We start from the raw sequence: 17,115 nt of genomic DNA on the forward strand, positions 1-17,115 counted from the left end.
TCTGGAGAAAATTCAGTTCGCCTCTGCCGCCGGAGCGCGAGAATCCGCTCCGGAAAACAGGGCCTTCAAATTCGGGATGATGATGAAATCCGAGCCGCGCTTGACGACGCAGTCGATGTAGTCCGGCCGCCAGCGCATACCGAGGCTGGGCGGCGGCTCGCTCGCCTCCTTCGTCAGCGTCGTCGTCTCGTTCACCTTGTCGGCACGCAGGCCGACCAGGGTCGGCTCTCCGTCCAGCAGCAACTCGATAACGACGATACGGCTGTCGATCGTGGCCTCGGCCGCGGGCATGCCGAATGCCAGACGCAGGTCTGCAAGCGGGATGACCTTGCCGCGGAAATTGATGACGCTGGCCACGAAAGGCCTTGCGCCCGGAACCGGTGTTTCGGGCAGAAGGTCAAGGATCTCCTGCACGATAACGGCTTCGAGAGCGAAGGTTTCCCTGCCCATGTCGAAGGTCAGCACTTCGATTTCGTCGGCATGTTTCCAGTGGCCGACGGCCTGTTCGGTTGCGAGTGCGCTCATCCTGCCTTGCGCAATTGCGCCTCCTGCTGCTGGCCGGCGGCCACGAGGTGACCGACGTCCAAAATGAGGGCGACGCTGCCATCGCCGAGGATGGTGGCGCCGGAAAAGGTCGCCACATCGTTGTGAAGCTTGCTCATCGACTTGATCACCGTCTGGTGGTCGCCGATGATCTGGTCGACGACCAGGCCGACGCGTTCCACACCGGTCGAGACCACCACGATCTTCTGGTAGGGATCGGGCTCGGTTCCCGTGCTGAGGAGTTCGCGCAGGCGGAGGAACGGAACGAGGCTGTTGCGCAAGGAGATGAAACTGCGCCCTTCGGAGCGGACATCGTCCTCGCTCGACAATTCCAGACACTCTTCCACCGCCGAAAGCGGGATGACGTAGCGCCCGGAGCCGACGCGCACGAGCAGGCCGTCGATGATTGCAAGCGTAAGCGGAATTCGAAGAGAGATTTCCGAGCCCTTGCCCAGGGTGCTCTCGATGTCGATCGTACCGCGCAGGGCTTCCACGGTCTTCTTCACCACGTCCATGCCGACGCCCCGGCCGGAGAGGTTCGTGATCGCGTTCGCCGTCGAGAAGCCCGGAGCGAAGATCAGCTGCATGACCTCCTGGTCGGTGAGCTGCTGCCCGGGGCTGACGAGACCGGAGGCCTCCGCCTTGGCGCGCACCCGGTCGCGATCGATCCCGCGGCCGTCATCCTTGATCGAGATGATGACCTCGCCGCCGGACTGGCGCGCCGACAGGGTGACGCGTCCCGCCTCGCCCTTTCCGGCCGCGGCGCGATCGCCCGGGAGTTCCAGTCCATGATCGACCGAATTGCGAACGAGATGCACCAGCGGGTCGGCGAGGCGTTCGATGACGGTCTTGTCGACTTCGGTCGCCTCGCCTTCGGTGACGAGCTCGATCTGCTTGCTGGTTTCCCGTCCCAGATCGTGAATGAGCCGGCGGAACCGTCCGAACAGGGTGGCGACCGGCACCATGCGCAGCACCATCATGGTGTCGCGCAATTCGCTGGCGAGCCTTTCGACGTCCTCACTGACGGAGCGCAGCTGAACATCGATGCTGTTGCCTGCGATCTGCGACAGGCGGGACTTGGCAATCACCAGTTCGCCGACCCGGTCCATCAGTTCGTCCAGGCGTTCGGCCGGAACGCGCACGTTCTCGGCCGCCCGCTTCTGGCGGGTCTCCTGCACCGGTGCGTTTACAGCCGGGGCGGATGCCTCGGCAGGGGCCTGAGCGGGTGACTGCGCAGAGGCCTGAGGCGCTGGCTCGGCGACGGCGGCGGGTTCCGCCGCGGCGATCGGTTCCGGATCAGCGGACTGCGGCTCTGCCGGCGTCGCTTGCGCTGGCGCGCCGCCGGGTTCTTCCTGTTCGATCGACAGTTCCATGTCGTCCATCACGAAGATGAACACATCCTCGATGTCGTCACGCGGTTTGTCGGTCGTCAGCCGCACGTTCCAGGAAAGATGCAGTTCACTCGGCTCGATGCGATAGAGCGGCGGCACGTTGCCGGTGTCGACCGAAATCTCGCAGTCTCCCAGATCGCGCAGCTCGTCGAGCAGGGCGAGCGGGTTGGTGCCGTTGGCCATGGCGTTTTCCGGCAAGGTCATGCGGATACGCCAGGTGACGGGCTCGGCGGCAGGCGCGGCGGATACGGTTTCAGCTTCCGCAGGCGCCCCGGAATTTGCTTCCGGCGCACTTTCAGCGGTTTCTTCGGGCGCTCCGCCGCCATCGGCGACGGCCTGCTGCAGCTGTGTCAGCAGCCTTTGACCCGTTTCGTCATCCTCCTGGTCCGGCTGTTCGACCAGGGAACGCATGTGGTCACGGGCGGCAAGCACCGCGTGGACCAGTTCCGGCGTCGCGGGCGCCATGCCCTTGCGCACGCGGTCGAAGGCCGTCTCGCAGTGGTGGGTGAAGGAAGCCAGGGCGTCGAAGCCGAACATGGCTCCCGATCCCTTGAGCGTGTGAAGGCCACGGAAGACCGCATCGATCAGCGAGGCATCGTCGAGTTGATGCTCCAGATCGAGCAGCCCCTGCTCGATCTGCTCGAGCAGTTCAGCAGCTTCGGTTCGAAACACCTCGACCGGATCGGGCATGGTCATTTGCCGAGAACCCTCTTGACGAGCTTGACGAGCTGATCCGGCTCAAACGGCTTGGTCAGCCAGCCGGTGGCGCCGGCGGCTTTCGCCCGGCTCTTCATGTCCGAATCCGATTCCGTGGTCAGGAACAGGATCGGCACACCGAGCTGGGACGGCGTGCGCCGCAGTTCCTCGATCATCTGGATGCCGTTCATGTTCGGCATGTTGAGGTCGGTGACGATCATGTCGAAACGGCCGCTCTTGGCCTTCTCCAGACCGTCCTTGCCGTCGACGGCCTCGGTCACGGAATAGCCGGCGCCGGTAAGGGCCATGCGGGTCGTCATGCGCACGGAGCTGGAATCGTCGACGGTCAGAATGTTCGCGCTCACTGCTGAAACTCCTCATGAAGCCAGAATTTCGCGTCCTCGGGACGCATGTTTGTCAGGAAGCCGGCGCGGTCCAGAACGGACCGCAGTTCATCGCCGGCTCCTTTTGAAAGGCGGATGGTATTGTCGGACAGGTCTGCCTGGAGCCTTGCCGACTGGACGAGCTGCAAAAAGCTGAGATCGATCATCGCGCCGTCGGGAATATCGAGAACCACCTCCGCCTGCTGGGCGAGGGCATCGAGAAGCAGGCTGTGCACGGCCGCAATTTCACGAACGCACAGTGCATCCGGAAGTTTTGCTTCTGCAACTTCTTTATTTTAACTACCCATTTACCCAACTTTTCATTCTTAATATGTACAATTGCCTATATCTATTAATGATATAAGAATTATATCTAGATTATTATTTCAAATATTACTCCATTTTCTTTTTCGATCAGAAAAGAGCATCTTCGAAGAGATCCTCATCGCTTTGCTCCGACCCGTGGCCGGCCTGCTCCGGATTTGAAGCCGCATCCACCGGGATGACCGACTGGTGCACGTCGCGTTCCGAGGCCATTGTGTAGAGGGCGAAGAGACGTTCGGAGAATTCGGCAAGGCGCGGATCAGCCTCCGCCTCGCACGCGCTTGCCGAACCGGACTGCGGCTTGAGAAATGTCGCGGTTTCCTGCAGCAAGGTGCCCAGGTCGCTGTTGAAGTCGAGTTCTCCGGCAATCCGGCTGATTGTCCCGGCAGCCGCCTCGCCGTGGCGCGAGAGTTCGGCGAGATGGTGCTCCATCTTCTCGTTTGCCCGGCGCAGAAAGACGATCGCCTCATCGAGCCCGTTGCTCAGGGCGCCGCGCTCGTCCGTATCGGTATCCTCAAGCCGGCTGGCGGATTGCTCCATCCCGCTGAGCTGTCGGAGAATGTCGTCTGCGAAGGTCCCGAGTTTCTCGGCGAACAGGCCGATCTCCGTTGCAATCACGCCAACCGACCGGCCCTGGGATCCCAGACGGTGGCAACGCAGATACGCGTTGATGGACAGGCAGCGAATATCGTCCCTCACATCGCGCAGATTGCCGATGCTGCCGGCATTGCCGAGAAGATCGGACACAATCTCGAGCGTCGCGGTGCGCGCCTCGCGCGCCTTCCGGCCGGTCGCTTCCATATCCTTCACCAGCGAGCGGGCCGTTCCGATCGCCTTTTCGGCCTCGCCCATAATGTTGCCGTCCGCATTTTCTCCCGCACCGGCGGCGCGCTCGCGCAGGGCAAGGATCGCGTCCCCGTCCTCGGCAAAGCCGTGAATGATCGCGACGATATCGCGGGTCTGCTGATCGAAGTCGGCAGCAAGCGCCTGGACCTGGGCCAGCAGCAGACGTTGGGCCGTGACCTCGAAGTGGTCCGAAGCACCGTCGCCGAAGGACGGCGCGGCGAGTTCCTCCATGATTTCGATGCCGGCCTGGACATGCTCGATCCGCTGGCGCGTCACGTCGCCGATCTGCAGGGCCGACAGGACTCTCGCGACCTTGGAGCGTATGCCTTCCGCGAGCGTTCCGACCTGCGTTGCGACCTGCGCAAGCTCGGCCCGGCGGGACCCGATGGAATCGGTCGCCGCCGTGAGGGTTCCGGAAACATGGGGAACCACGTCGACATAGGACGAGGTGATCTGCTGGCCGTCGGCACAGGCCTGCGTCAGCTGCCCGTTCAGGCGCTCGACCTTTTTGGAGAAATTCACGATCTGCTGCGATGCCGAGTCAACATAGGAACTGATGTCGTCGGCAAACCCGGTGAGCTCACCGAGCCCGGCGCCTGTTATCCGGGTGGCCGTCGCACAGGTGCTCAGGTAGTTGAGCGCCTTGTTCATCATTCCGACGACGGGATAGGCGGCGGAGCTCTCGGAGAGGATGACGGCAAGGTTGTCCTGTCGCGCCTGCTCGGCATCGGCAAGCCCCTGCAACTGCTGCACCATCGCCTTGAGGTCGGTCGACATGCCGTCGGCTGCACCTGCATCGAGCGCGCCCGCGATCTGGCTGATCGCCTCGATCAGGCGGGTCAGGATGTCGTTGACGGACATCAGCGCCTCGCCGCCCTTCAGGAAACGCTCCTCGATCCCGGACCGCGCCACCTCGAGCCGGTCGGCGGCAAGGGCAAGCTGATTGTTGTGGGAGGCGACGAAGTTCAATGCGCTCTCCCGCTTTTGGGCTGCAAATCCGGCGCCCGGCCGGCGGCCGGAATGACGATGCCTTCCAGGCCCGGCAAAACGGGAGACATGTCCGCATGGCGCATCACGTCGACGATCTCCAGCCACCTCTGCCGGAAGACGGCGACGCATGACGGGTCGAACTGGGTGCCGGCGTTGGCCACGATCTCGTCATAGGCCTTGGTGAGAGGCCAGGCACGTTTGTACGGCCGGTCCGAGCACAGGGCGTCGAACACGTCCGCCACGGCCACGATCCGCGCCTCGATGGGAATGTCTTCGCCGGCAAGGCCGTTCGGATAACCCTTTCCGTCCCAGCGTTCGTGATGGCCACCTGCAATCATGGCGGCGATCCGGACCAGTTCGGACGAGCCGTTTTCCAGCATCTGCACGCCGACGGTGACATGTTCGCGCATCCGCGCCATTTCCTCGTCGGTCAGCTTTCCGGGTTTGCCCAGGAGTTCGTCGGGAATGCCGATCTTGCCGAGATCGTGCAGCGGCGTTGCCAGGTAGATCATCCGGCAATGTTTGGGATTCAGCCCGAGACCATCGGCCAGGAGACAGGCGATCAGCGCGACGCGCGAGACATGCGCCCCGGTGCCGCCATCGCGGGTTTCGATCGCCCGGGCGAGCCGCCAGATGATTTCTTCCTCACGAGCGGCGATTTCCTCGGTTGCGCGCGCAACCGCATCTTCGAGAACGTCATTGTGCCTGGCCAGCTCCAGCTGCACCTGCCTGAGCCGGAGCAGGTTGCGGGCGCGCGCCTGCAACTCCAGCGGATCGAACGGCTTGTTGAGAAAGTCGGTGGCGCCCATGCGGATCGCGTCAAGGCGCGTGCTGCGATCCGATTCCGACGTCACCATGACAATCGGAACCGTCTGGTAGCCCTCCTGCCGGCGCAGCCTGGTGATGAGTTCGATGCCATTGAGTTTCGGCATGGTGTAGTCGACCAGGACCAGATCATAGGCCTGATCAGCGCATTTCCCGCAGGCGACTACAGGGTCCGCACAGGTCTCGATGTCAACGTCGAGCCCTTCGGCGATTGCATTCTTCATCGACGCCAATGCAGAAATACTGTCATCGACGATCAGAACGCGCATCAAATGCGGCCATGCATCCTGGGATATTTCGCTCTGCGCCCGCATCCGCTGCCCCCTGCGTGTCGATGCGCCCTACTCAAACAAGCCTGTAGATTTTCACCTCAAGGCGAATATATTGGATGACGATAGTGTTGAGATTTTCCTAACGCCCGGTTGTACCTCCAAATACATTAATAGAGAAATACGAACCTTATTTAAGCTCTGAGTCTAATTTGGCAGCGTTATTAGAAACAAATTTTAATAATATAGAATTTTAACTGAAATATTTATTTATAATATGTAAATACAGAGTCATACACCTCAACCATTGATACATATTCCACGCCCTATTCATTCAAAAATATTTCTATAGATAAAATTTTAAATATTTGACGGAGAGTCACTCTCGGCGAAAGCTTGGTTTCGACCCCTGCCGCTAACCGATCCGGAAATTCGCTTAAGTAGTTTTTCAAGCACCGCGCAGGCATAAAAACGGATTTCGTGACCGATATGCCATCGTTGCCACCTGCAGATTCACCCGGTTCAAACAAAAATCCGAAATCAACCAGGTTCCTGCAAATCATGCGGCCTGCAGCAGACATATCGACGATCGGATCTCATTGATCAGCGACACGGATCACGATTTTGGGAATTGCGACGATGAGACGGGCAGGCCCGTGCAAATTTTCTAGTATCAAAAAGACCAATGTGTTCTCGTGAGCTGCAATGGGTCGGCACTCACGCATTACAGGGGCATTTCGAAGGCTGCGCATGAAAACGTCCAAGACAAAGGTCGTAATTGTTGGTGGCGGACCTGCCGGTCTCATGCTCAGTCACATTCTTGGCCGCTATGGCATCGACAACGCCGTGGTGGAACGACATAGCATGGAACATGTGGCGTCACGCATTCGTGCCGGCGTGTTGGAATATGGAACGGCTCAACTCCTGAAAGAGCATGGGCTTGCCGAAAGAATGCTGCGCGACGGGAAAGCCAAAAATGGTGCCCTGATCGTGTGGGAAAATCGTCCGGACTTCTTCATCGATTTGAAGAAATGGACGGGAAAGCAGATGTGGGCCTGGGGGCAGACCTACATTCAGGAAGACCTGCATGCTGCGTTGACCGCTTCCGGAGCACAAATGATCCATGAAGCAGCCGATGTTGCACTTCATGATATTACGGACGACCCGTCCGTAACATACGTGAAGGACGGTGTTCGGCACCAATTGAAATGCGACTTTATTTGCGGTTGCGACGGGTTTCATGGTCCCTCCCGTCAAGCTATCCCTTTAGATGTTCGACGCGAATACGAGCGGGTTTATCCGTTTGCGTGGTTAGGCATCATGGTCGAGCGCCCGCCGTTGGAGAACTTCACCTATGCCTACCATTCGGATGGAATGGCGATGGCTGCCCAACGCAATCCGATGCTCAGCCGCTACTATGTCCAGACTCCACTTTCAGACCGAATTGAAGATTGGCCGGACGATCGCTTTTGGGCGACCTTGTTGCGCCGGCTCCCGGAAAACCTGGCAAGCCAGGTCCAGACGGGACCCTCTATCGAGAAATCGATGGCTCCGCTCCGTTCCTTCGTGTCCGAGCCGCTCAGATGGGGGAAGTTGTTTCTGGCAGGTGACGCAGGCCATATCGTACCGCCCACAGGCGCCAAAGGGCTGAACCTTGCATTCTCGGATGTTTTTTATCTCAGTCGGGCCCTGCGCTCTCACTATCTCGAAGGATCAGATCACTATCTTGAGACCTACTCAGAAATGGCGCTACGCCGGATTTGGGCCTCGGAGAACATAAGTTGGCGGCTGACGAAATTGTTGCACGTTTTCCCTGATGAAGTCCCGTTTGACCAAAAAATACGTGAAAGTGACTACGATCTATTGCTGGGGTCCGAGCCCGCCCAGCAAGCGCTCGCCCACGAATATCTCGGCTTGCCATTCGAGGAGTGATCGCGGCCTCAACAGGGCATGGGGGAAAGACCAATTCTTATTGGCTGAAGCCGCGGCTTTCGGTCCATAACCGCCGCTGGCGCTTTGCGCAGCAAATGTCAGCTCCGAGCCGGACGGGCTCAAAGACATCTTCATCCGCGGAGCCGGTTTTCATTCATCCGGCAGCGAAAGCCCGATCCGCGTCGAATAACGAACATAATGCAGGACTTTTCGCATACGAACGCCGCTAAAGCTGCGCGCGGTACCGGCGTTCGAATTCGGTCTCGCTCAAGATCTCTATGTTCATTCCTGAATGATCCCAGACGATTTGAGACAGGTTTGCGACGGTCCGTTCCCGGGGCCAGCTTGAACGCTCCATGAGTCCTGCTCTCATTGCCGCTTTTCCGCAGTACGACATCACTTCCTCGACCGATATTCGCAAAACGGTTTTTGGAACACGCCCTCTCAAGGCGTGCTTGGAGCAGAGTTCTTCGTCGCCGGACAATTCTGCGGTGTCGTTGATCCGCTCGACTGTCCGTCTAAGCATTTGATTTTTTTTGGGGAATGGCGCACCGGGGAGGATTCGAACCCCCGACCCCCAGATTCGTAGTCTGGTGCTCTATCCAGCTGAGCTACCGGTGCTTAAGGCCAACGGTCGGGCGGGGACGGTCTTGCGGATAAGCCGCGCAGTCTGTCGTGCCTGACCTGGCTGGGTCATGTGCGGGCCGCGTGGGTCGCGTTCCCGGACAGGGCGCTACTCCTAATGCCGTCCGTTTTGGAATGCAAGGGCAATTTCATTTTTTTTGAATCTGCCGCACGGCAAGCCCGAGAAACCGGTAAAACGCCCGGTTCCGGCCTGTTGACATCGTGCGTTCAGCTGCGGTCGGGAAGATCGATATTGAAGCACGCGCCGGGCCGGGTTGCGTCCAGTTCGATCCGGCCGCCATGGGCCTTCAGGAGTTCGGCGGCAATGGCGAGACCGAGACCGACGCCGCCCTGTTTGGAGCCGCTGTGGAAGGCCTTGAACAGGGCCTTCCGGATGTTTTCCGGAATGCCCGGGCCGGTGTCGGCGACGGTGATATGAACCGACGATCCCTCCCGCCTGGCGTCAAGGATGATGCGCCGGACAAGGGTCGTGTCCTTTTCCGCCTCCAGCGCCTGCAGGGAATTGCGGCACAGGTTCAAAAGCACCCGGAAGATCTGCTCCGGATCCGCATCGACCTCCAGGCCTTCCGGCACCCGGTTTTCAAAGGTGACGGCCGAGTGTTCGGACAGACCCAGGACATCGGCGATGTCCTCGCCGACGCGGCGCAGCTCGATGAGCCGGCGTTTGGGCGCTTCCTCCTGGGCCTTGCCGTAGGCCATGACCGCCTGGGTATAGCCGACCGCACGGTCGAGGGTGGCCAGGATCTTCGGGGCGAGCCGGTTGACCGTCGGGTCGGGCACATGCTCCAGGCGCTCCAGGAAGAGCTGGGCGGAGGCCAGAAGGTTGCGCAGGTCGTGGTTGATCTTCGACACCGCGAGGCCGAGGTCGGCCAGCCTCTGTTTCTGGTTCAAGGTGCGCGAAAGCGCCTCTTCCATGGCCGCGAGACGGACCTCGGCATCGCCGATCTCGTCCTGACGCCCGGAGATCTTGATAACCCTTGAGGTGTCTTCCGGCGTTTCGGCGAAATTATCCATGGATTCCGTCAGCCGCTGGAGCGGGCGCACGAACAGGGCGCGCAGGCTGACATAGACGAGCGCGGCGGTGATCATCGAAATCACCAGCGACAATCCGAGGATGCGCCAGGAGAAGGCGAGCATGTCCGCCTGGAGGAGCTTCACCGGCAGGACAATGTCGACGCGCTTGACGTAGCCCATCTGGCCCTTGCCGACCACGCGCATCAGGCCGTCGCCGGAATAGGCGAGCGTGTGGAAGCTCTCCAGGATCGCCCGCAGCGGCGACATCTCGCCCATGTCGACGACGAACTCGACCACCGGGATCGTGTCGCCCATGGCGATCAGGCTGCGCCGGCTGCCCTGGTCGAGCGAAATGGCGACGGCGCCGGTGGTGCGCAAGAGTTCCTGCTGCAGACGCGGCGCGATCGTGTTTGTCTCGGCAAGCACGGAGGCGGCCACACCCGCCGTGGTCAGCCGGTCCTGCAGCCAGTTGTTGCGGAAGTTGGCGACCGAAGGCACATAGATGCAGACTTCCGCCAGCATGACGAAGACGATCGTCAGCAGCAGCAGCTTGCCCGACAGGCCGCCCAGACGATACCCCTTGCCCCAGAAGGACAGCACTCTCCTAGCGCGTACTTCAGGCGGTTCGGCTTTGCCTTGCGGCACGCCTTCATGCTTCATCTGGCTAACTTCCAATCGGTCTGGCTGGACGGTCGCGCCTACTATCTAACCGAAAAATCTCAGGAATTGCACGACCCGGCGCACCCAGGGATTTTTCGGCGCTTCGCTATAATAGGAAATTGCGGCCCGGCGCACCAGTTCCCCGAGTGTGGGGTAAGGCGCCACAAATCCGGCGAGCGCCTTCATCGTCAACTTTTGCGAAATGGCAAGGGACAGGAGGTTGACGATCTCGCCGGCCTGGGTGCCGACGATGTCCGCGCCAATGAGCCGCCCGCCCGGCCCGGCAATCAGCTTGAGACGGCCAGTGGTCTTGCCTTCCGCCTGCGCCCGGTCGTTGCCGGCATAATCGGCCTGGAGAACCTTGATCCTGTCGCCGTAACGGCTCCGGGCTTCGGCCTCGGTGAGGCCGACATGGCCAAGTTCGGGCGAGGTGTAGGTGACCCAGGGAATGAGATCCCGGTTTTCCTTCGCAGGCAGACGGAACAGGATGGAGCGGATCACCAGGCCCGCATGATAACCCGCCACATGGGTGAATTGCAGACCGCCGGTGACGTCGCCGATCGCGTAGATCCGGCGATTGCCGGTCCTCAGGCCCCGGTCGACCTTAATGCCCCTTCGGTCATAGGCGACACCCGCCTTTTCCAGGTCCAGACCGTCGACCGTGGGCGTCCGGCCGGTGGCCACGAGAAGATGCGATCCTTCCACCGAATTCCGGCCGCCGTCGGCCGTCTCGGTGGTGACGCTCACCCCTGACCCCGTCTTTTCAACGCCGGCGACCTTTGTGTCTTCCAGGATCGTGACCCCTTCGGCGCGCAAGGCGTCGATCACGACGGCCGCCAGCTCCGGATCGTCCTTGCCGAGCGCCTTCTGCGCCTCGAGGACGGTGACCCTGCTGCCGAGGCGGCGATGCGCCTGGGCCATTTCCATGCCGATCGGACCGCCGCCGATAACGATCAGGTGCTCAGGCGCCTGGCGCAGGTCGAACAGGGTTTCGTTGGTCAGATAGGGCACCGTGTCGAGACCGGAGATCGGCGGCACGGCCGCACGCGACCCTGTGGCGACAACGAACCGCCGTGCGCGGATTTCCGTCTCTCCGGCAAGGACACGGTCGGGCGCGGTAAAACGGGCATGCTCCTTGAGGACGGTGACGCCCAGCCCCTCGAAGCGTTCCTCCGAATCATGGGGGGCGATCGCGGCGATGACCGCATGCACATGATCATTTGCCCGGGCGAAATCGACACCCACGGGGCCGAGGTCGACGCCGACCTTCTTTCCTGCCGCTTCGGCGGCGGCCGCCTTTGCCGAAGCGAGCAGGGCCTTGGACGGGACGCAGCCGCTGTTCAGGCAGTCGCCGCCCATTTTCGCCTGTTCGACCAGGACCACATCGACCCCGAAGGCCGCTGCCGCGGCGGCCACGGACAGGCCGGCCGACCCGGCTCCGATGACGCATATGTCCGGTTTTAAAACTGAGGTCATTTCAGGCTCCGGCCCTGCAAAAAAGAATCACGGGCAAACAAGAATCATCGGCCGACAGCTTACCCGGTCGTGCTTTTTTTCCGCAGCCGTTTGAGGACGACCGGAATAAGGCTGGCAAATCCGAGCACGAAAAGGGCGGCAAGAAGTTCGGGGGTCACGAACGCCCCGACGTCCACCTCGCAACTGCCGGCGGCGGCGCAGCCGGGATTGGCCGCTTCCTGGGCCGCGATCACGCTGTCCAGGCCCGAGCCGATAAAGGCGAAGGCGAAGGTTCCCGGGATGATGCCCACCAGGGTGGAAAACACATAGGTGCCGACGGGAACGTGGAAGATCGCCGGCGCGATGTTGACGAGCCAGAAGGGAAAGACGGGCGTCAGCCGCAAGAACAGCAGATAGCTCATGGCGTTTTCCCTGAAACCGCTCGACAGACGGGACAGGAAGGGACCGGCGCGGGCCTTCAGAGTGGTTCCAAGAGAACTGCGCGCGGCCAGGAAAACGATTGTGGCGCCGAGGGTCGCGGCAAAGATGGTCGCAAGGCCGGCAGTGAGCCAACCGAACAGGAAGCCCCCGGCAATGGTCAGAAAGGATGCGCCGGGAAACGACAGCGCCACGGAGACCGCATAGATGGCCACGTAAGCGGCAAGCGCCAGCAGCAGATAGGCGTCGACAAATTCCGTCAGGTCCTGCCGTTCCCGGATCAGGTTGGCCAGCGACAGATACTTGTACCAGCCTTCGGCATAGCCGATGGCCATGACCGCCACCAGCAGGACGATCGGAATCCAGCGCCTGAATTCATTTGTCGAAGTATTTTCAGCGGACGAATCCGCCGGCGCACCGGCCGGCCTGTCCTGGCCGTTTTCCTTCATAGCACTCCCACTGCCCACGCCCTTGTTCTTACCGTTCCGGCCTACCTGTTTTTCTATTGTATCAGGCACAGACCGGATCGGTTGATAATCAGGTGTACATGATCCCGGTTAAGAAGAAGCCGGTCTCACCGATAAGTGACCCGCCAGGTGCGCGGCCTCACTTCGATGTGATTACCCGGCGGAGCGGACCGAAGGCATGTGAGAAATGCAGCCGGGTATCGTTGACTTGCAGGCTCGTCCCCCTTATAAGCGCGCTCGACCGGGACACGCATTCGAACCCAAGCCTATGAATAGGTGCGCTCTGGCGGCGCTTCGAATGCTTCCACCAAAAGAATTTTAAGAACAAGGGCCGCGCCCAGTTGCGCGGATTAGGAACAATGAAGCGTACGTATCAACCGAGCCGTCTTGTCCGCAAGCGCCGTCACGGCTTCCGTTCGCGCATGGCGACGAAAAACGGCCGTCAGGTCCTCGCCCGCCGCCGGGCCAAGGGTCGCAAGCGTCTCAGCGCCTGATCGGGCCAACGCATGCGGCGCTGCCGGTGATGTCTGTTCCAGCAACACAGCCCACGCCGCCGCTCATGGAAACACTTAAAAAGCGCTCCGAATTCCTTGCCGTTGCCAAAGGCGGACGGGTGAATCGGCGCGCTTTTGTGTTGCAGGGCCTCAAGCGCCAACGCGACGGCGAACCCCGTATCGGCTACACGGTCACGAAAAAGACCGGCAACTCCGTCGTGCGGAATCGAATCAAGCGCCGTCTGCGCGCTGCCGTCGCAGCCCTTCGCCGGGAGGAAATTCCCGAATTCGCCGATTTTGTGCTGATCGGACGCGAGGCCGCCCTCACGCTTCCCTTTCAAAACCTGGTCTCGGACCTTAAATCGGGACTACCGCAGGCACTGAAGCCCGGTTCGCCGCATCGCGGCCGGAAACCGCATCGGGCGAAGGGCGCAGCACAGACAGACACCGTTCCGAGCAGAAAACAGGGGTAATCCAGTTGTTCTCCGAAAATCGCAATACGATTCTTGCAATCGTCCTGTCCCTGGTGGTTCTGCTGGGATGGCAGTATTTCATTGCAAAGCCCCAACTGGAGCGTCAGCAGGCGGAAATCCAGGCCCAGCAGGACAAGACCGCTCAGGCAGGCGGAAGCGGCACGGCCCAGGATGCCAAGACGCCCGCACCGGCCGGCACGGATCCTGGCCAGGCGAACGCACCGACCTCCGGCGCTGCCGGCCAGACGGCAGCGATGACGCGCGAGGAAGCGTTGGCCAAGAGCGAGCGGGTCGACATCGACACGCCCCGCGTTTCCGGTTCGATCAACCTCACCGGCGGCCGCCTCGACGACCTGCGCCTGAAGGACTACCACGAGACCGTCGACAAGAGCAGCCCGCTGGTCGTCCTGCTGTCGCCGAAAGGCAGCCCCAGGGCCTACTACGCGGACTATGGCTGGGCCCCCGGTTCGGGAACCAACATCGTCGTACCGGGAGCCGATACGGTTTGGTCGAAGCCCGAAGGCGCCAGGCTGACACCGTCGACGCCGGTCACGCTGACCTGGGACAATGGCGCCGGCCTTATCTTCAAGCGGACGTTTTCGATCGACGAGAACTACATGTTCACCGTCGATCAGTCGGTCGAAAACAACACCGGCTCGGAGGTCAAGCTTTACCCTTACGGCCTTGTCGTCCGCCACGGCAAACCGGACAAGAAGAGCTTCTACATCCTGCATGAAGGCATGATCGGCGTCTTCGGCGACAACGGCGTCAAGGAAGTCAAATACTCGACGCTGGAGGAAGACCACCAGGTCAAGCCTCCCGAGGTCGACCAGGGCTGGCTCGGCGTGACCGACAAGTACTGGGCGACGGCGCTGATCCCGATGCCGGGTTCGACCTTCCAGCCGAGCTTCAAGTACACGCAGGCGTCCGACAACTTCCAGGCGGATTTCCTCGGCACCGGTGTGACCATTCCTGCCGGCGGCAGCGCGGACACGAGCTCCTACTTCTTCGCCGGTGCGAAGCAGAAGTCGCTGCTCGACTCCTATCAGGACGGCCTGTCGATCAAGCAGTTCAACCTGATGATCGACTGGGGCTGGTTCTTCTTCCTGACCAAGCCGATGTTCTGGGTGATCGACCACCTGTACCACCTGGTCGGCAACTTCGGCCTCGCCATCCTTGCGGTCACCGTTCTGGTGAAGCTGATCTTCTTCCCGCTCGCCAACAAGTCCTACGTCTCCATGAGCAAGATGAAGCTCGTGCAGCCGCAGATGGCGGAGATCAAGGAGAAATACGGCGACGACCGGCAGAAGCAGCAACAGGCGCTGATGGAGCTCTACAAGAAGGAGAAGATCAATCCGCTGGCGGGCTGTCTGCCGGTGGTGATCCAGATCCCGGTGTTCTTCTCGCTCTACAAGGTGCTGTTCGTCACCATCGAAATGCGCCATGCGCCGTTCTTCGGCTGGATCCAGGATCTTTCCGCCCCGGATCCCACCACGGTCTTCAACCTGTTCGGGCTCATTCCCTGGGATCCGCCGCAGATGCTGATGCTGGGTGTGTGGCCGCTGATCATGGGCATCACCATGTTCGTCCAGATGAAGATGAACCCGGCGCCGCCCGATCCGACTCAGCAGATGATCTTCACCTGGATGCCGCTGATCTTCATGTTCATGCTGGCGTCGTTCCCGGCCGGCCTCGTGATCTACTGGGCCTGGAACAACACCCTGTCGGTGACCCAGCAGTATGTGATCATGCGCCGCCAGGGCGTGAAGATCGAGCTTTGGGACAACCTGAGACGCACGTTCAAACGGAAAAAGGCGGCGACCCAGAGCAAGGGCTGACCGCCAGACCGAAAAGACCACGCATCAAGGGCCCCGCCGCACGCGGGGCCCTTTCTTTCAGGAGGTGTCCATGCACGGTCCCGACCCCGATGCCCGTTATCCGTTTCCGGGCGCCGCCACCCACACCGTATTCATCAAGAACGTGATTTCCGGTTCCAACATCAGTGCCGGAGACTACAGCTACTACAACGACACGCATGAACCCGAACGGTTTCAGGAAAAATGTGTCCGCTACCATTTCGAATTTCTCGGCGACCGGCTTGTCATCGGCAAGTTCTGTGCCCTGGCGACCGGGGTCGAGTTCATCATGAACGGCGCCAATCACGCCATGACCGGCTTTTCCACCTACCCGTTCCACATTTTCGAAAACGGATGGGAGAAAGGCTTCGATTTCGACACGATCGCACAGGGCCTGCGCGGCGACACCGTTGTGGGCAACGACGTCTGGATCGGAACCGGCGCGACGATCATGCCGGGTGTCACGATCGGACACGGCGCCATTGTCGGCTCCAAGGCTGTGGTTGCGTCGGACGTTCCCGATTATGCGATCGTCGCCGGCAACCCGGCCCGCGTCATCCGCCATCGTTTCGACCGGGCCACGATCGATGCGCTTCTGGAGATCGGCTGGTGGGATTGGCCGATTACCAGGATCGTCCGGCACCTGAACGCCATTCGCGGCGCGGACCTCGACGAACTCGCATCGGCCTGGCGCGACGAGAGATAACGCCCTTCACCACACTCGACGCGGACCCAGATGCGGGATAAAAGCCCAGCCATGAGCGACGAAGAAAAATTCTCCGAAGACGAACTGGAAGCCGGCCGCCTGCTTTTTGCCAGGCCCTGGACCTTCCTGACCAGCGTCACCGACATGTCCAACCTGCCGGACGCCACGCGCACGGAAATCGCCTTTGCCGGGCGCTCCAATGTGGGCAAGTCCAGCCTGATCAATGCGCTGACCGGGCGCAAGGGACTGGCGCGGACATCGAGCACGCCGGGACGGACCCAGATGCTGAACTTCTTCGTCGCCCCCGAGACGGAGCTGACCATCGTCGACATGCCCGGATACGGCTACGCCCAGGCGCCGAAGGAACTGGTGGCCGCCTGGACCGAGCTGGTGTTTGCCTATCTGCGCGGACGGCCGACCCTCAGACGGGTGTTTCTGCTGATCGACAGCCGCCACGGCATCAAGAACAACGACCTGGAAGCCATGGACCTGCTCGACAAGGCCGCCGTGATCTACCAGGTGGTGCTGACCAAGTCGGACAAGATCAAGCCGGGACAGCTCGCGCGGCTGATGGAGGAAACCTCCAAAACCCTGTCGAGACGGCCCGCAGCCTTCCCCGAAATCCTTGCCACGTCATCGGAAAAAGGCATCGGCCTCGACGAATTGCGGGCCGAAATCCATAGGCTCACCTCCTACTGATCCGACGTT

At 61.0% G+C, this 17,115-nt stretch carries 15 protein-coding genes and 1 tRNA gene; 6 read left to right on the top strand and 10 right to left on the bottom strand.

All coding sequences use genetic code 11. The features are described 5' to 3' along the window. Positions 1–12 precede the first annotated feature (12 nt). From HK439_RS00425 to HK439_RS00450, 6 genes are all read right to left on the bottom strand, one after another. Complete coding sequence (locus tag HK439_RS00425; RefSeq protein WP_190289391.1) at positions 13–525, bottom strand: chemotaxis protein CheW; 513 nt, start codon at positions 523–525, stop codon at positions 13–15. Then, entirely contained in the window at positions 522–2,630 is a 2,109-nt protein-coding gene (locus HK439_RS00430) for a chemotaxis protein CheA (RefSeq protein WP_190289392.1), read from the bottom strand. The genes HK439_RS00425 and HK439_RS00430 overlap by 4 nt, the downstream gene beginning before the upstream one ends. Then, a complete protein-coding gene (locus tag HK439_RS00435) occupies positions 2,627–2,995 on the bottom strand; it encodes a response regulator (RefSeq protein WP_190289393.1) in 369 nt (122 codons plus the stop codon). Before HK439_RS00435 ends, HK439_RS00430 begins: the two co-directional genes overlap by 4 nt. Then, positions 2,992–3,249 (bottom strand): STAS domain-containing protein, encoded by a 258-nt coding sequence (locus HK439_RS00440; protein ID WP_190289394.1) that lies wholly within the window; start codon positions 3,247–3,249, stop codon positions 2,992–2,994. Before HK439_RS00440 ends, HK439_RS00435 begins: the two co-directional genes overlap by 4 nt. 178 nt (positions 3,250–3,427) lie before the next feature. Next, positions 3,428–5,152: a hypothetical protein gene (locus HK439_RS00445; RefSeq protein WP_190289395.1), complete on the bottom strand. Its 1,725-nt coding sequence runs from the start codon at positions 5,150–5,152 to the stop codon at positions 3,428–3,430. Continuing rightward, positions 5,149–6,267, bottom strand: coding sequence for an HD domain-containing phosphohydrolase (locus HK439_RS00450; RefSeq protein WP_190289396.1), 1,119 nt, complete (start codon positions 6,265–6,267; stop codon positions 5,149–5,151). The genes HK439_RS00445 and HK439_RS00450 overlap by 4 nt, the downstream gene beginning before the upstream one ends. 750 nt (positions 6,268–7,017) lie before the next feature. On the opposite strand from HK439_RS00450, the gene HK439_RS00455 reads away from it, so the two are divergent. Beyond that, positions 7,018–8,199 carry a 4-hydroxybenzoate 3-monooxygenase gene (locus HK439_RS00455; protein WP_190289397.1) on the top strand — a complete coding sequence of 394 codons (1,182 nt, stop codon included), beginning with the start codon at positions 7,018–7,020 and terminating at the stop codon, positions 8,197–8,199. Between the two features lie 544 nt (positions 8,200–8,743). On the opposite strand, the gene HK439_RS00460 is transcribed toward HK439_RS00455, so the two are convergent. The 4 genes from HK439_RS00460 to HK439_RS00475 form a co-directional block, all read right to left on the bottom strand. Then, a tRNA-Arg gene (locus HK439_RS00460) sits at positions 8,744–8,820 on the bottom strand. Between the two features lie 231 nt (positions 8,821–9,051). Further along, on the bottom strand, positions 9,052–10,518 hold the full coding sequence (locus HK439_RS00465; protein WP_190289398.1) for a sensor histidine kinase: 1,467 nt from the start codon (positions 10,516–10,518) through the stop codon (positions 9,052–9,054). 45 nt (positions 10,519–10,563) lie between these two features. Further along, positions 10,564–11,994, bottom strand: coding sequence for a dihydrolipoyl dehydrogenase family protein (locus HK439_RS00470; protein WP_190289399.1), 1,431 nt, complete (start codon positions 11,992–11,994; stop codon positions 10,564–10,566). A 59-nt stretch (positions 11,995–12,053) separates the two neighbouring features. Further along, a complete protein-coding gene (locus HK439_RS00475) occupies positions 12,054–12,860 on the bottom strand; it encodes a TVP38/TMEM64 family protein (protein ID WP_190289400.1) in 807 nt (268 codons plus the stop codon). Positions 12,861–13,237: 377 nt separating this feature from the next. On the opposite strand from HK439_RS00475, the gene rpmH reads away from it, so the two are divergent. The 5 genes from rpmH to yihA all read left to right on the top strand — a co-directional run bounded on the left by rpmH (position 13,238) and on the right by yihA (position 17,106). Continuing rightward, a complete protein-coding gene (rpmH, locus tag HK439_RS00480; RefSeq protein WP_067220180.1) occupies positions 13,238–13,372 on the top strand; it encodes a 50S ribosomal protein L34 in 135 nt (44 codons plus the stop codon). A gap of 29 nt (positions 13,373–13,401) precedes the next feature. Beyond that, positions 13,402–13,845 carry a ribonuclease P protein component gene (gene rnpA, locus HK439_RS00485; RefSeq protein WP_209011471.1) on the top strand — a complete coding sequence of 148 codons (444 nt, stop codon included), beginning with the start codon at positions 13,402–13,404 and terminating at the stop codon, positions 13,843–13,845. A 5-nt stretch (positions 13,846–13,850) separates the two neighbouring features. Further along, on the top strand, positions 13,851–15,683 hold the full coding sequence (gene yidC / locus HK439_RS00490) for a membrane protein insertase YidC (RefSeq protein WP_190289401.1): 1,833 nt from the start codon (positions 13,851–13,853) through the stop codon (positions 15,681–15,683). 70 nt (positions 15,684–15,753) lie between these two features. Next, positions 15,754–16,407 (top strand): CatB-related O-acetyltransferase, encoded by a 654-nt coding sequence (locus HK439_RS00495; RefSeq protein WP_190289402.1) that lies wholly within the window; start codon positions 15,754–15,756, stop codon positions 16,405–16,407. Positions 16,408–16,458: 51 nt separating this feature from the next. Further along, positions 16,459–17,106 (top strand): ribosome biogenesis GTP-binding protein YihA/YsxC, encoded by a 648-nt coding sequence (gene yihA / locus HK439_RS00500; RefSeq protein ID WP_190289403.1) that lies wholly within the window; start codon positions 16,459–16,461, stop codon positions 17,104–17,106. Positions 17,107–17,115 lie beyond the last annotated feature (9 nt).

Origin of the sequence: Roseibium aggregatum (assembly GCF_014692675.1) — a bacterium.
Taxonomy (GTDB): Bacteria; Pseudomonadota; Alphaproteobacteria; order Rhizobiales; family Stappiaceae; genus Roseibium; species Roseibium aggregatum_C.

Excerpts from the sequence above, each read along its gene's own strand:
- HK439_RS00425 (WP_190289391.1), bottom strand. The coding sequence starts at position 525 with ATGAGCGCACTCGCAACCGAACAGGCCGTCGGCCACTGGAAACATGCC.
- HK439_RS00430 (WP_190289392.1), bottom strand. The coding sequence starts at position 2,630 with ATGACCATGCCCGATCCGGTCGAGGTGTTTCGAACCGAAGCTGCTGAA.
- HK439_RS00450 (WP_190289396.1), bottom strand. The coding sequence starts at position 6,267 with ATGCGCGTTCTGATCGTCGATGACAGTATTTCTGCATTGGCGTCGATG.
- HK439_RS00455 (WP_190289397.1), top strand. The coding sequence starts at position 7,018 with ATGAAAACGTCCAAGACAAAGGTCGTAATTGTTGGTGGCGGACCTGCC.
- HK439_RS00465 (WP_190289398.1), bottom strand. The coding sequence starts at position 10,518 with ATGAAGCATGAAGGCGTGCCGCAAGGCAAAGCCGAACCGCCTGAAGTA.
- HK439_RS00470 (WP_190289399.1), bottom strand. The coding sequence starts at position 11,994 with ATGACCTCAGTTTTAAAACCGGACATATGCGTCATCGGAGCCGGGTCG.
- HK439_RS00475 (WP_190289400.1), bottom strand. The coding sequence starts at position 12,860 with ATGAAGGAAAACGGCCAGGACAGGCCGGCCGGTGCGCCGGCGGATTCG.
- rpmH (WP_067220180.1), top strand. The coding sequence starts at position 13,238 with ATGAAGCGTACGTATCAACCGAGCCGTCTTGTCCGCAAGCGCCGTCAC.
- rnpA (WP_209011471.1), top strand. The coding sequence starts at position 13,402 with ATGTCTGTTCCAGCAACACAGCCCACGCCGCCGCTCATGGAAACACTT.
- HK439_RS00495 (WP_190289402.1), top strand. The coding sequence starts at position 15,754 with ATGCACGGTCCCGACCCCGATGCCCGTTATCCGTTTCCGGGCGCCGCC.
- yihA (WP_190289403.1), top strand. The coding sequence starts at position 16,459 with ATGAGCGACGAAGAAAAATTCTCCGAAGACGAACTGGAAGCCGGCCGC.